The organism is Micromonospora sp. DSM 45708 (genome assembly GCF_039566955.1).
Lineage (GTDB): Bacteria > Actinomycetota > Actinomycetes > Mycobacteriales > Micromonosporaceae > Micromonospora.
In genome coordinates this window covers 921,215-933,573 of record NZ_CP154796.1, presented here as the reverse complement: position 1 = coordinate 933,573, position 12,359 = coordinate 921,215, and the positions used below count along the sequence as shown (strand labels likewise).

Annotated in this window: 9 protein-coding genes; 3 read left to right on the top strand and 6 right to left on the bottom strand. The window is 73.2% G+C overall.

The features are described from left to right. Positions 1–6: 6 nt before the first annotated feature. The 3 genes from VKK44_RS04515 to VKK44_RS04505 form a co-directional block, all read right to left on the bottom strand. Positions 7–1,464, bottom strand: a complete 1,458-nt coding sequence (locus VKK44_RS04515) for a hypothetical protein (RefSeq protein ID WP_343445570.1) — start codon at positions 1,462–1,464, stop codon at positions 7–9. A 13-nt stretch (positions 1,465–1,477) separates the two neighbouring features. Continuing rightward, positions 1,478–1,915: a hypothetical protein gene (locus VKK44_RS04510; protein ID WP_107155670.1), complete on the bottom strand. Its 438-nt coding sequence runs from the start codon at positions 1,913–1,915 to the stop codon at positions 1,478–1,480. Between the two features lie 165 nt (positions 1,916–2,080). Then, positions 2,081–4,075: a TIGR03960 family B12-binding radical SAM protein gene (locus tag VKK44_RS04505; protein ID WP_343445569.1), complete on the bottom strand. Its 1,995-nt coding sequence runs from the start codon at positions 4,073–4,075 to the stop codon at positions 2,081–2,083. Between the two features lie 211 nt (positions 4,076–4,286). On the opposite strand from VKK44_RS04505, the gene VKK44_RS04500 reads away from it, so the two are divergent. Beyond that, positions 4,287–6,011 (top strand): hypothetical protein, encoded by a 1,725-nt coding sequence (locus VKK44_RS04500; protein WP_343445568.1) that lies wholly within the window; start codon positions 4,287–4,289, stop codon positions 6,009–6,011. Between the two features lie 9 nt (positions 6,012–6,020). On the opposite strand, the gene VKK44_RS04495 is transcribed toward VKK44_RS04500, so the two are convergent. Both VKK44_RS04495 and ileS read right to left on the bottom strand, forming a co-directional pair. Next, positions 6,021–6,713 (bottom strand): lysophospholipid acyltransferase family protein, encoded by a 693-nt coding sequence (locus tag VKK44_RS04495; protein ID WP_343445567.1) that lies wholly within the window; start codon positions 6,711–6,713, stop codon positions 6,021–6,023. A 159-nt stretch (positions 6,714–6,872) separates the two neighbouring features. Beyond that, on the bottom strand, positions 6,873–10,019 hold the full coding sequence (gene ileS, locus VKK44_RS04490) for an isoleucine--tRNA ligase (RefSeq protein WP_343445566.1): 3,147 nt from the start codon (positions 10,017–10,019) through the stop codon (positions 6,873–6,875). 422 nt (positions 10,020–10,441) lie between these two features. Between ileS and VKK44_RS04485 the strand changes: the two genes are divergently transcribed. Next, positions 10,442–10,882: a carboxymuconolactone decarboxylase family protein gene (locus tag VKK44_RS04485; RefSeq protein ID WP_343445565.1), complete on the top strand. Its 441-nt coding sequence runs from the start codon at positions 10,442–10,444 to the stop codon at positions 10,880–10,882. Next, positions 10,879–11,763: an RNA polymerase sigma factor SigJ gene (gene sigJ, locus VKK44_RS04480; RefSeq protein WP_343445564.1), complete on the top strand. Its 885-nt coding sequence runs from the start codon at positions 10,879–10,881 to the stop codon at positions 11,761–11,763. Before VKK44_RS04485 ends, sigJ begins: the two co-directional genes overlap by 4 nt. A 27-nt stretch (positions 11,764–11,790) precedes the next feature. On the opposite strand, the gene ndk is transcribed toward sigJ, so the two are convergent. Further along, on the bottom strand, positions 11,791–12,216 hold the full coding sequence (ndk, locus tag VKK44_RS04475) for a nucleoside-diphosphate kinase (RefSeq protein WP_343445563.1): 426 nt from the start codon (positions 12,214–12,216) through the stop codon (positions 11,791–11,793). Between the last annotated feature and the right edge of the window lie 143 nt (positions 12,217–12,359).

Genomic DNA, 12,359 nt, shown 5'->3' with positions numbered 1-12,359 from the left:
CCGTCCTCAACGCAGGATGCCCGGGGACACACCGTCACCGGCGCCCCACGGATCGTCGTCCTCAGTCAACCACGACGAGTGCTCGCCACCGCCACCGTGCCCGGCGCCGCCGTGCCCGCCCATCATCCCGCCGCCCATCATGCCCCCGCCGGCCATGCCGCCGCGCGGCCCGCCGGCACCCGCGCCGGTCGCGTTGCGCAGCGCGCTGGCGGCGCTGGTCAGCGGCGGGACCTTGCCGTTGCCGCCACCGACCATGCCGGGCAGCGCACCCACGCCCATCCCGCCGGCCGCGCCGAGACCACCGCCGCCGAGACCACCGGCGGAGCCCAGCCCGGCGCCACCGCCGCCGAACCCGCCACCACCGCCACCGACCGTGCTCAATCCGCCGCCGCCGAACGTGCCGCCCGGACCGCCGGCCGTGATCGTGCCCGGCCCGCCCGCGCCGGCCAGGCCGGTGCCGTAGTCGTGGTCACCCGAGCCCGGGTAGCCGCCGCCGGTGACCGGCGGCACGTGCGACCCGGGGCCGCCGGTGTGGCCGCCACCGAGGTCGACGCCACCCGTGGTGGGCGGCGGCGTGAACGAGCCGCCACCGTACGAGCCACCACCGCCACCACCGATGCCGGTGCTGCCCAGCGAGGGCATCTTGCCGGCCCCGCCGCCACCGCCACCACCACCGGGCAACCCGGTGTCGGGTACGCCGGACGGCGGGACGCGGTTGTCGGGCGTGTAGCCGTCGCGCTCGTTGGTGCCCTGGGGTTGGGGCACGACCAGCTTCGGGCGTTCGGTCTCCACCGCGGCGGGCAGCGGCGACATCGCCCGGTTGGCCGCCTCCTGGTTGTCCCGGTACCAGTTGTCCAGGTGCGACTTGGTGTCCCACCAGCCGCCGCGCTTCTGGTCGTCGGCGTTGCCGTCGACCTTCATGGTCGCCTCGAGGTCGTCGGCCTTGTCGCGGAACGCGCCGTCGGCGTAGAGCGACTGGTTCTGCTGGTAGTCGCTGCGCAGCGAGGCGAGGAAACCGGACTGGCTCTCGCCGTCGCGGGCGTCGTCGAGCTCGGTGCCGCCGGGCAGGCTCCACTCGTTCCAGCCGAAGTCGTCCATCAGCGGGATCGGGATGCTGGCCACCGCCTTGCGGATGTCGCCCTCGATCCGCGACAGCGCGCCGCTGACGTCGCTGGCGTGGGTGATCAGCTCCTCGATGTCCTTGCCGATGCCACCCAGGTGCTCGCGGTACGCGTCCCCGCCGCTGCCCGTCCAGCCGGCCAGCAGCCCGGGGAGGCCGCCGCTGTGCGGACGCTCCTGGCCGGACGCGATCGGGCCGACGAACGAGCGCCCGACCAGCGCGTCGCGCAGGTAGCCGAGCCCGGCGGAGAGGTTGTTCCAGCCGACGCCGACCGACCCGACGGTCTCCGGGTCCGCGGCGAGCGTCACCTCTCGGACGCAACGCTCCCAGGTGCCTCCAGCCATGATCGCCTCTCCCTCAGGCCGGGTACGGATAGGTGGGCTGCTGTCCGGCCTCCGGCGGTGGCGCCGCGGACTCCAGCAGCCGCTCGATCTGCTTGCCGTTGGCGGCGTTGCGGGCCTCGGCGTCGCGGAACGCCTTCGCGATGTCCTCGGTGCCCTTCTTCAGCCCGGCCAGCTTGCTGGAGATGGCCTTGAGATGGGCCTCCATGTTGGCCGTGGACCGGGTCAGCGCCGCCCACTGCATCCGCGCGTCCTCGTACGCGCCGAACGGCGTGCCGTTGGGCACCGCCTGGGCGTTGTTGCTGTCGCCCTTCATCCGCTCCTTGATGCGCTCCATCTCGTAGCCGATGGTGTCGTCGACGTACTGCTTGAGGCGCTCGACGTAGTCGGCGGCGGCGTCCAGGTCCTCGACGCTGACGTGCAGGTCGCCGGTGTCCGGCGGCGTGATGCCCATGCTGCTGTCCTCCCCGCTACCGGCCCCGGCCGGTCCAATACGGACGCAGCGTATCGAGGAAGCACCAGTCGGGGCAGCCCCGCCCCGGGTGCCCGGCGGTCGCACCACGCGACGGAGCGCGGGCACCCCGAGGGGTACCCGCGCTCCGGTACGCGTCGGCGGGCCTCAGCCCTGGGCCGCGGCGGGCAGCCGCATCCCGCCGACCGGCGTCAGCGGCAGCAGCTTGCGGCCGGTCGGGCCGATCTGGATCTCGGTGTCCATGGACGGGCAGACGCCGCAGTCGAAGCAGGGCGTCCAGCGGCAGTCGTCCTGCTCGTACTCGGAGAGCGAGTCCTGCCAGTCCTGCCAGAGCCAGTCCTTGTCCAGGCCGGAGTCGAGGTGGTCCCAGGGCAGGACCTCCAACTCCTCGCGCTCCCGGGTGGTGTACCAGTCGAGGTCCACCCCGAACGCCGGCAGCGTCTCGGCCGCCGCGTCCACCCAGCGCTGGTACGAGAAGTGCTCGCTCCAGCCGTCAAACCGGCCGCCGTTCTCCCAGACCCTGCGGATCACCGCACCGACCCGGCGGTCGCCCCGGGACAGCAGGCCCTCGATCAGCGACGGCTCGCCGTCGTGGTAGCGGAAGCCGATCGCCCGGCCCAGCGAACGGTCACTGTTGATCGCCTGCTTGAGCAGCTTGAGCCGGCCGTCGATGACCTCGGGCGTGGACATCGAGGCCCACTGGAACGGGGTGTGCGGCTTCGGCACGAAACCGCCGATGGAGACCGTGCAGCGGATGTCCTTGGACCCGGTGGCCGCACGGCCGGCCCGGATCACCTCGTGCGCCATGTCGGCGATCTCCAGGACGTCCTCGTCGGTCTCGGTGGGCAGGCCGCACATGAAGTAGAGCTTCACCTGCCGCCAGCCGTTGGAGTACGCGGTGACCACGGTGCGGATGAGGTCTTCCTTCGACACCATCTTGTTGATCACCTTGCGGATCCGCTCCGACCCGCCCTCCGGGGCGAAGGTCAGGCCGGTCCGCCGCCCGTTGCGGGACAGCTCCTGGGCGAGGTCGATGTTGAACGCGTCCACCCGGGTCGAGGGCAGCGACAGCGAGACGTTCGTGCCCGCGTACTGCTCGGCCAGGCCGGAGCACATGTCGCCGATCTCGGAGTGGTCGGCGGACGACAGCGACAGCAGGCCCACCTCGTGGAAGCCGGAGAACTCCAGCCCCTGCTGCACCATCTGACCGACAGTGGTGATCGAGCGCTCCCGCACCGGGCGGGTGATCATGCCGGCCTGGCAGAACCGGCAGCCCCGGGTGCAGCCCCGGAAGATCTCCACCGCGTACCGCTCGTGGACCGTCTCGGCGAGCGGCACCAGCGGCTTCTTCGGGTACGGCCACGCGTCCAGATCCATGGTGGTGCGCTTGTGCACCCGGAACGGCACGTCCGGCCGGTTCGGCACGACCCGCTGGATGCGGCCGTCGGGCAGGTAGTCGACGTCGTAGAAGCGCGGCACGTAGACGCTCTCGGTGCGGGCCAGCCGCAGCAGCAGCTCGTCCCGGCCGCCCGGCGCGCCCTCGGCCTTCCACTCCCGGACGATGCCGGTGATCTCCAGCACCGCCTCCTCGCCGTCGCCCAGCACCGCGGCGTCGACGAAGTCGGCGATCGGCTCCGGGTTGAACGCGGCGTGCCCGCCGGCCACGATCACCGGGTCGGCGTCGGTGCGGTCGGCGGCGAGCATCGGGATGCCGGCCAGGTCGATCGCGGTGAGCAGGTTGGTGTAGCCCAGCTCGGTGGAGAACGAGACGCCGAACACGTCGAAGTCGCGCACCGGGCGGTGGGCGTCGACGGTGAACTGCGGGACGCCGTGGGCGCGCATCAGCGCCTCCAGGTCCGGCCAGACCGCGTACGTGCGCTCGGCGAGCACGTCGGGCAGCTCGTTGAGCACCTCGTAGAGGATCTGCACGCCCTGGTTGGGCAGGCCCACCTCGTAGGCGTCCGGGTACATCAGCGCCCACCGGACGGTCGCCGCGTGCCAGTCCTTGACCACCGCGCCCAGCTCGCCCCCGACGTACTGGATGGGCTTGGTCACCTGGGGCAGCAACGGCTCCAGCCGGGGCCAGACCGACGGCTCCGGGCTGTCGGCGGCGGGACGCGGGGTCGTGGACGGGACACTCATGATGCCCAAGCGTACGCGGTCCCCCACCCCGTCCTCCCCCACCGGCACCCTTCCCCCCGGCCACTCCCCCGTAATCAAGGACTTGGCGCGCGGATCGGCGCTCCGACCGACGTGAACTCCTTGATCATCGGGGCGGGAGCGGGAGGCGGGGATTCGTCGGGGTGGCGGGGCGGTACTAACCTCGCAACGGGCGCGAGAGGAGATTGCCGCGATGTCGCAGCCGCAGCCGGGGGCGGGCCGGCCGGCCGACGGGGCCGATGGGCCGGCCGTCACCGAGCCGCCGACCGCCGTACCGACGCCGGCCGACGCCGAGGGCGCCACCCCGCCGTCCCCACGTACCGCGTCGGAAACGGGAGTCCCGCAGGTGGAGCCGCCGGTCGGGACCGCCACCGTCGGCGCCGGGGAGCCGGGCGCCGCCGGGGCCACCTCGGAGGGCCCCGACGCCCCCGATCCCTCGGACGCCCCGGCGACCTCGGACGCCCCGGCGACCTCGGACGCCCCGACCGAGAAGGCCACCGCCGAGAACGCCACCGTCGGAGCGGACACGGCCGAGGACGCCACCGTCGGAGCCGACACGGCCGGGAACGCCACCGTCGGGGCCGGCCCGGACCGGGACGCGCCACCGACCCCCGACATCCGTACCGAATCCGGCACCGACGCCACCCCGGCCGTGCCGGCCGGCCGCGCCCGCGGCTCCGCCACCGTGCCCGGCCGCGCCACCCCACCGCCACCGCCACCGGCACCGGCACCGGACCCCACCAAGGTCGAGGCCGGGCCGAACGCCACCCGCATCGACAGCGGGCCGAACGCCACCCGGGTCGAGAACGCGCCACCGCCGACCCGCGTCGAGCCGCCCGCGCCGCGGTGGAGCGGCTCCGCCGCGGTTCCGCCCCCACCGCCGCGCCGGCGCGGCTGGGGCGAGTCGGCCGAGCCCACCCCCGTGCCGCCGGTCGACTCCCCCGAGCACGCCACCCCGGTCGATCCGTGGGCGGGCGTGGACACCACCGGCTGGGACGTCCACTCGGTCGATCTGCCGGCGCTGCCGGCGACCATGCCGTACACCGCGCCCTGGCCGGCGCACCCGGCGCCGCACCCGGCCCCGCCGCCGGCCGCGCGGCCGGTGTCACCGCCGGCGCCCGCCCTGCCGTACCCGGGGCCGCCGCCGGCCCGGCCGGTCTCGCCGCCCGCGCACACGCCGCCGTACCCGTCGTCACCCGCCGCCCGCCCGGTGTCACCGCCGGTGCACACCCCGCCGCCGGCACCGGTCGTCGTCCCCCGGCCGCCGAAGCAGACCCGGCCGCCGAAGCAACGTCGGGGTGGCACCCCGCCGCCGGTCGCGCCACCGCCCGGGTGGCAGGCCCCCCAGGGGTACGCGCCGCGACGCCGGCGACGCCGCTGGCCCTGGGTGCTGCTGCTCTCCGTGGCGTGCTGCTGCGGCGTCCCGCTCTGGTGGCTCCAGCCGTTGTCCAGCCAGTATCCGGCCAGCGCCAGCCTCCCGGACCAGCTTGACTCGATGCAGCTGCGTCAGGACGACCGCAGCCAGGCCGCCGCCGAGGAGTTGAAGAGTCAGGTACGCCAGGCGGACCTGCTCGCCGAGGACACGTTCGCCGGCATCTACGCCACTGACGACGGCAAGCGGGTGACCCTTTTCGGCAGCACCGGTTTCCGGTTGACCCCGGAGTCCGACGCCGAGGCCGAGCTGAAGCGCCTGGCCGGCGACTACGCCCTGCAGTCCTCGGTGAGCGTGGACACCGGCGTACGGGGCCGGTACGAGCGCTGCGCGGTCGGCCGGTCGGACGGCGACGCGGTGGTGGTGTGCACGTCGGTCGACCACGGCAGCCTGACCACTGGGGTGTTCACCCGGCTGTCGGTGGACGACAGCGGCCAGCTGCTGAACGAGCTGCGCCAGCGGGTCGTGGTGCCCAAGCAGTCCTGAGCGGACGCGTCAGTCGCGCGACTCACCCGGTGTCGGCTCGCTGCGCTTCGGCGCGTAGCGCGGGACGTACTCCTGGCCGGTGAGCTGCTGGATCTCGGCCATCAGCTCGTCGGTCATGGCCCGCAGCGACGTCCGGTCGTCGGGCCGGCCGGTGAAGTCCAGCGGCTTGCCGAACTTGATGGTGATCTTGGCGCGGCCGGGGCGGGGCACCCGCGTCCCGATCGGCTGGGCCTTGTCGGTGCCGGTCACGCCGACCGGGATGATCGGCACGCCGGCGGCCACCGCCAGCCGGGCCGCGCCGGTGCGCCCGCGGTAGAGGCGCCCGTCCGGTGAGCGGGTGCCCTCCGGATACACCGCGACCAGGTCACCGGCCTTGAGCACCGGGATGGCCGCGTCGAACGCGGACAGCGCCGCCCGACCGCCGGCCCGCTCGACCGGGATCGCACCCAACCCGGTGAGCACGAACTTGGAGAAGCCGCCCTTCACCCCGGTGCCGTTGAAGTACTCCGACTTGGCCCAGAACGCCAGGTGGCGGGGCACCACGGTGCCGAGCAGCAGCTCGTCGGCGACGGAGAGGTGGTTGCCCGCGAAGATCGCGCCGCCGGTCGCCGGGATGTGCTCCAACCCCTCCACGTGCGGACGGAAGGCCAACCGGAGCGTGGGCGCCACGGTGAGCTTGCCGATGGTGTAGAGCAGGGGCACGGGTCCTCCGGCGGTCGTACGCGGAACAGGCGCTGTCACGGTAGCCGACGCCGCCACCCCCGGCCGAGCGGGTGGCCCGCAGTCCACCCGCTCGGTGCGTCGGGTGAGACGGGGCCCCTTCTCTACCGAAGGCGTCAACAAGGGGCCCCGCCTTACACCTCACACGCGGCGGACGCTGACCACCACGCGCTCGCCGTCGCCGACCTCGCCGGCGAAGCCGTCCAGGCCCTCGGCGAAGTCGACCGTCGCGGCCAGCACCTCCCGCGCCACGAAGTCCGTGAACGCGGCGACCGCCGCGCGCACCTCCTCGGAGGCCGACACCGCCACCGTGATCCGGTCCGAGATGTCCAGGTCGGCGTCCCGACGGGCCTGCTGCACCACCCGGACCACGTCCCGGGCCAGCCCCTCGGCGGCCAGTTCCGGCGTGACCTCGGTGTCCAGCACCACCACGCCCTCACCACCGGGCAGCGGCGCGGAGTGCTCCGCGTCGGCGGCGACCAGGCGCAGCTCGTACTCGCCCTCGGCCAGGGTGACCCCGGCGGCGACCGGGGCGCCGTCGACGAGTTCCCACTCCCCCGACTTGACCGCCTTGATCACCTGCTGGACCGCCTTGCCGACGCGCGGGCCGAGCGCCCGCGGCACCACGGTCAGCACCTGCTGGCAGTAGGCCGCCACCTCACCGGTGAGCACGACCTCCTTCACGTTGACCTCGTCGGCGACCAGGTCGGCGAACGGCCGGAGCTGGTCGGCGACCGGCGAGGCCACGGTCAGCTTCGCCAGCGGCAGCCGGACCCGCAGGCCCTTCGCCTTGCGCAGCGACAGCGCCGCCGAGGCGACCGCCCGGACGTTGTCCATCGCGGAGACCAGCTCGTGGTCGGCCGGGAACTCGTCCGCCGACGGCCAGTCGGTCAGGTGCACCGACCGCTCGCCGGTCAGCCCGCGCCAGATCTCCTCGGCGGTCAGCGGCGCCAGCGGCGCCACCACCCGGCAGAGCGTCTCCAGCACGGTCGAGAGCGTGTCGAACGCGTCCGCGTCGCCGGCCCAGAACCGGTCCCGCGAGCGGCGCACGTACCAGTTGGTCAGCGCGTCCAGGTAGGACCGCACCGTCGCGCAGGCGCCGGAGATGTCGTACGCGTCCATCTGCGCGCCGACGGTCGCCACCAGCTCGTTCGTCTTCGCCAGCACGTACCGGTCGAGCACGTTCGTCGAGTCGGTGCGCCGACGCGCCTGGTAGCCGTCCGCGTTGGCGTAGAGCGTGAAGAAATACCACACGTTCCACAGCGGCAGCAGCACCTGACGCACCGCGTCCCGGATGCCCGACTCGGTGACCGCCATGTCCCCGCCGCGCAGCACCGGCGAGGACATCAGCATCCACCGCATCGCGTCCGAGCCGTAGGAGTCGAACACGTGGTAGACGTCCGGGTAGTTGCGCAGGCTCTTGGACATCTTGCGCCCGTCGGAGCCGAGCAGGATGCCGTGGCTGAGGCAGTTGCGGAACGCCGGCCGGTCGAACAGCGCGGTGGCCAGCACGTGCATGGTGTAGAACCAGCCGCGGGTCTGCCCGATGTACTCGACGATGAAGTCGCCCGGGTAGTGGTGCTCGAACCAGTCGCGGTTCTCGAACGGGTAGTGCACCTGGGCGAACGGCATCGAGCCGGACTCGAACCAGCAGTCCAGCACCTCCGGCACCCGGCGCATCATCGACCTGCCGGTCGGGTCGTCCGGGTTGGGGCGGACCAGGTCGTCCACCGCCGGCCGGTGCAGGTCGGTCAGGCGTACGCCGAAGTCACGCTCGATGTCGGCCAGCGACCCGTACACGTCGACGCGCGGGTAGGTCGGGTCGTCGGAGCGCCACACCGGGATCGGCGAGCCCCAGAACCGGTTCCGGCTGATCGACCAGTCCCGGGCGTTGGCCAGCCACTTGCCGAACGAGCCGTCCTTGATGTGCCCCGGCGTCCAGTTGATCTGCTGGTTCAACTCGACCATCCGGTCCCGGAACTGCGTCACCGCGACGAACCACGACGACACCGCCTTGTAGACCAGCGGCGTGTCGCAGCGCCAGCAGTGCGGGTACGAGTGGGTGTAGACGTCCTGCCGCAGCACCACCCCCCGCTCCTTCAGCTCCCGGATCACCGGCTTGTTCACGTCGAAGACCTGCTCGCCCTGGTACGGCGGGACCAGCGCGGTGAACCGGGTGTGGTCGTCCACGGTGACCACGGTCGGGATGCCGGCCGCGTTGCAGGTGTTCTGGTCGTCCTCGCCGAACGCGGGGGCGAGGTGGACGATCCCGGTGCCGTCCTCGGTGGTCACGAACTCCGCGCCGAGCACCTGGTAGGCGTTCGGCCCGGCCGGCTCGACCAGGAAGTCGTAGAGCGGCGTGTACCGGCGGCCGACCAGGTCGCGGCCGTGCACGGTGCCGACCTGCTGGTACCCCTCCAGCTCCTTGGCGTACGCGCCGAGCCGCGCCGCGCCGACCACGTAGCGTTCGCCGTCGCGGTCCAGCACCGCGTACTCGATGTCCGGGCCGACGGCGAGCGCCAGGTTCGACGGCAGCGTCCACGGCGTGGTCGTCCAGACGCCCAGCTTGACCGGCCCGCGCAGCGGCTCCGGCGCGTTCTCGTCGGCGGTCAGCTCGAACCACACGGTCAGCGTCGGGTCGTGCCGGTCCCGGTAGACGTCGTCCATCCGGGTCTCGGTGTTCGACAGCGGGGTCTCGCACCGCCAGCAGTACGCCAGCACCCGGAAGCCCTCGTAGACCAGGCCCTTGTCGTGCAGCGTCTTGAAGGCCCACATGACGCTTTCCATGTAGTCCAGGTCGAGCGTCTTGTAGTCGTTGGCGAAGTCGACCCAGCGGGCCTGCCGGGTGACGTAGCGCTCCCAGTCCTGGGTGAACTCCAGCACGCTGGCGCGGCAGGCGTCGTTGAACCGGGCCACGCCGAGGTCGAGGATCTCCGCCTTGCTGGTGATGCCGAGCTGCTTCTCGGCCACCACCTCGGCCGGCAGCCCGTGACAGTCCCAGCCGAACCGGCGCTCGACGTGCCGCCCGCGCATGGTCTGGTAGCGCGGCACCACGTCCTTGACGTAGCCGGTGAAGAGGTGGCCGTAGTGCGGCAGGCCGTTGGCGAACGGCGGGCCGTCGTAGAAGACGTACTCGTTCTTGCCGTCGGTGCCGGCCGGGCGGGCCTCGACGCTCGCCTCGAAGGTCTTGTCGGCGGTCCAGTGCTCCAGCACCCGGCGCTCGACCGCGGGCAGGTCCGGGCTCGCCGGGACGCCGGCGCCGGTCGGGTCGTGCAACGGATAGGCCATCGGGGGTCGCTCTCCTCGCGCAGCTCACTCGTCGGTGGGTCTGCGAGGACGAACCGTCCGGGTACGCCTGGAACGACGCCCCCGGGTGGTCCGCGGTACCACCCCGCTTGGCGGTCGAGGTGCGACCGCCCGCTCGTTGGCCGGCTGTGACGGGCCGTCCCGTCCGGTTCTACTGAGCCGGTCACCCGGCCGTTCTTCCGGAGGCTCACCGGTGATGGCCGGGTCGTAGCCTGTGCGCCCCAGCGTACTCGACCCGCCCACCCCGCCGCCTCCGAGTAAGGCGGGGCCCCCGGTTAACGCATACGGATTGGCGGGGGCCCCTCCTGACGAGCCCGCATGACCGGCGTCACACCGCCGGGGCGTCACGCCGCGCGGGTCCGGATCCGTCGTGTGGGCGTACGGACGACACGAGGGAGGCGGCGATGAGCCGGATCAACCTGGCGACGGTGGCGCCGGAGGCGTACGCGGCGGTACGCGGGCTGGAGACCTACATCCGGGGCAACCTGGACCACACCGTGCTGGAGCTGGTGAAGGTGCGGGCGTCGATGCTCAACGGCTGCGCGTTCTGCGTGGACATGCACACCCGGGAGGCGCTGGGCGCCGGGGAGGACAGCCGGCGGCTGTTCGCGGTGGCGGCCTGGCGGGAGGCCCCGTTCTTCGACGAGCGGGAACGCACCGCGCTGGCCCTGACCGACGCGGTCACCCGGCTCGGCGAGCACGGCGTGCCGGACGAGGTGTGGGACGCCGCCGCGAAGGTCTGGTCGGAGAAGGAGCTGGCGGACCTGGTCGTCGCGATCGCCACAATCAACGTGTGGAACCGGATCGCGATCAGCAGTCGGACCCAGCCACCGATCGAGGGGTGACCACCACCGGGGCGGCGGAGTCGGCCGGTGCGCTCACCGCGCACCGGCCGATGCTGCTCGGGCTGGCGTACCGGCTGCTGGGCAGCCTGCACGACGCCGAGGACGTGCTCCAGGAGGCGTACCTGCGGTGGCTCGGCGTGGACCGGGACGCGGTCGACGAACCGCGCCGCTACCTGTCCCGGGTGGTGACCCGGCTGGCGCTGGACCGGCTGCGCGCCCGCCAGGCCGCCCGGGAGACGTACGTCGGCCCGTGGCTGCCCGAGCCGGTGCCCACCGACCCGTCGCCGTTCGGGCCGCTGGAGACCGTCGAGCTGCGGGAGACGGTCTCCACCGCCCTGCTGCACCTGCTGGAACGGCTCACCCCGCCGGAGCGGGCGGTCTACGTGCTGCACACCGCGTTCGCGCTGCCGTACGCGGAGATCGGCGACATCCTGGACCGGTCGGCGGCGGACTGCCGCCAGCTGCACCACCGCGCGGCGGCCCGGCTGGCCGAGCAGCGGCGGCGCTTCACCGCCGGCCCGGCCGAGCAGCGGCGGCTGCTCGACGCGTTCCTCGCCGCGGCGCGCGACGGTGACCTGGCCCGGCTGACCGATCTGGTCGCGGCCGACGCCATCGCCTGGTCGGACGGCGGCGGGCGGATCCGCGCGGCCCGCAACCCGGTGTACGGCGCGGACCGGATCGCCCGCTTCTTCGCCGGGGTGTACGGCCGCCGGCGGCCCGGGATGCGGGCCACTCCCGTCGAGCTCAACGGCGCGCCGGCCCTGCTGCTGGGCTGGCCGACCGGCGCCCGCTACACGCTCGGGGTCACCGCGGCCGACGGCCGGATCACCGGCTTCTACCTGGTCGGCAACCCCGACAAGCTGACCCGGGTCGGCGGCTGAGCGGACGCCGTCCCGGCCGGCGGAACGTCAGCCCAGCTCGGGGAACCAGAGCGCGATCTCGCGCTTGGCGCTGTCCGTCGAGTCGGAGGCGTGCACGAGGTTCTCCCGGTTCGACAGCGACAGGTCGCCACGGATGGTGCCGGCGGCGGCCTTGCGGCCGTCGGTGCTGCCGATCATCCCGCGGACCACCTCGATCACCTGGTCGCCGGAGAGCACCAGCGCCACCAGCGGGCCGCCGGTCATGAACTCCTTCAGCGGCGGGTAGAACGGCTTGTCGACGTGCTCGGCGTAGTGCTGGTCGGCGAAGTCGCCGTCCATGGTCCGGGTCACCAGCGCGTCGATCCGCAGGCCTTTGCGCTCGAAACGGGACAGGATCTCGCCCACCAGACCACGGCGCACCGCGTCGGGCTTGATCAGTACGAGCGTCCGCTCTTGCGGGCTGCTGCTTGACACGCTGGTTTCCTCCTGTGCACGAACCGGGGCCGGGCTGGGTACGGTCAGCGTAGCGACCCGGTCCGGGCGCCGGCGCGGCGGCTGCGTCTTCCCTGGCCCGCCGCGGCGGCCTAGCCTGGCCTTGGAACCCCTGGGAGGTCCAC

Excerpts from the sequence above, each read along its gene's own strand:
- VKK44_RS04515 (WP_343445570.1), bottom strand. The coding sequence starts at position 1,464 with ATGGCTGGAGGCACCTGGGAGCGTTGCGTCCGAGAGGTGACGCTCGCC.
- VKK44_RS04510 (WP_107155670.1), bottom strand. The coding sequence starts at position 1,915 with ATGGGCATCACGCCGCCGGACACCGGCGACCTGCACGTCAGCGTCGAG.
- VKK44_RS04505 (WP_343445569.1), bottom strand. The coding sequence starts at position 4,075 with ATGAGTGTCCCGTCCACGACCCCGCGTCCCGCCGCCGACAGCCCGGAG.
- VKK44_RS04500 (WP_343445568.1), top strand. The coding sequence starts at position 4,287 with ATGTCGCAGCCGCAGCCGGGGGCGGGCCGGCCGGCCGACGGGGCCGAT.
- ileS (WP_343445566.1), bottom strand. The coding sequence starts at position 10,019 with ATGGCCTATCCGTTGCACGACCCGACCGGCGCCGGCGTCCCGGCGAGC.
- VKK44_RS04485 (WP_343445565.1), top strand. The coding sequence starts at position 10,442 with ATGAGCCGGATCAACCTGGCGACGGTGGCGCCGGAGGCGTACGCGGCG.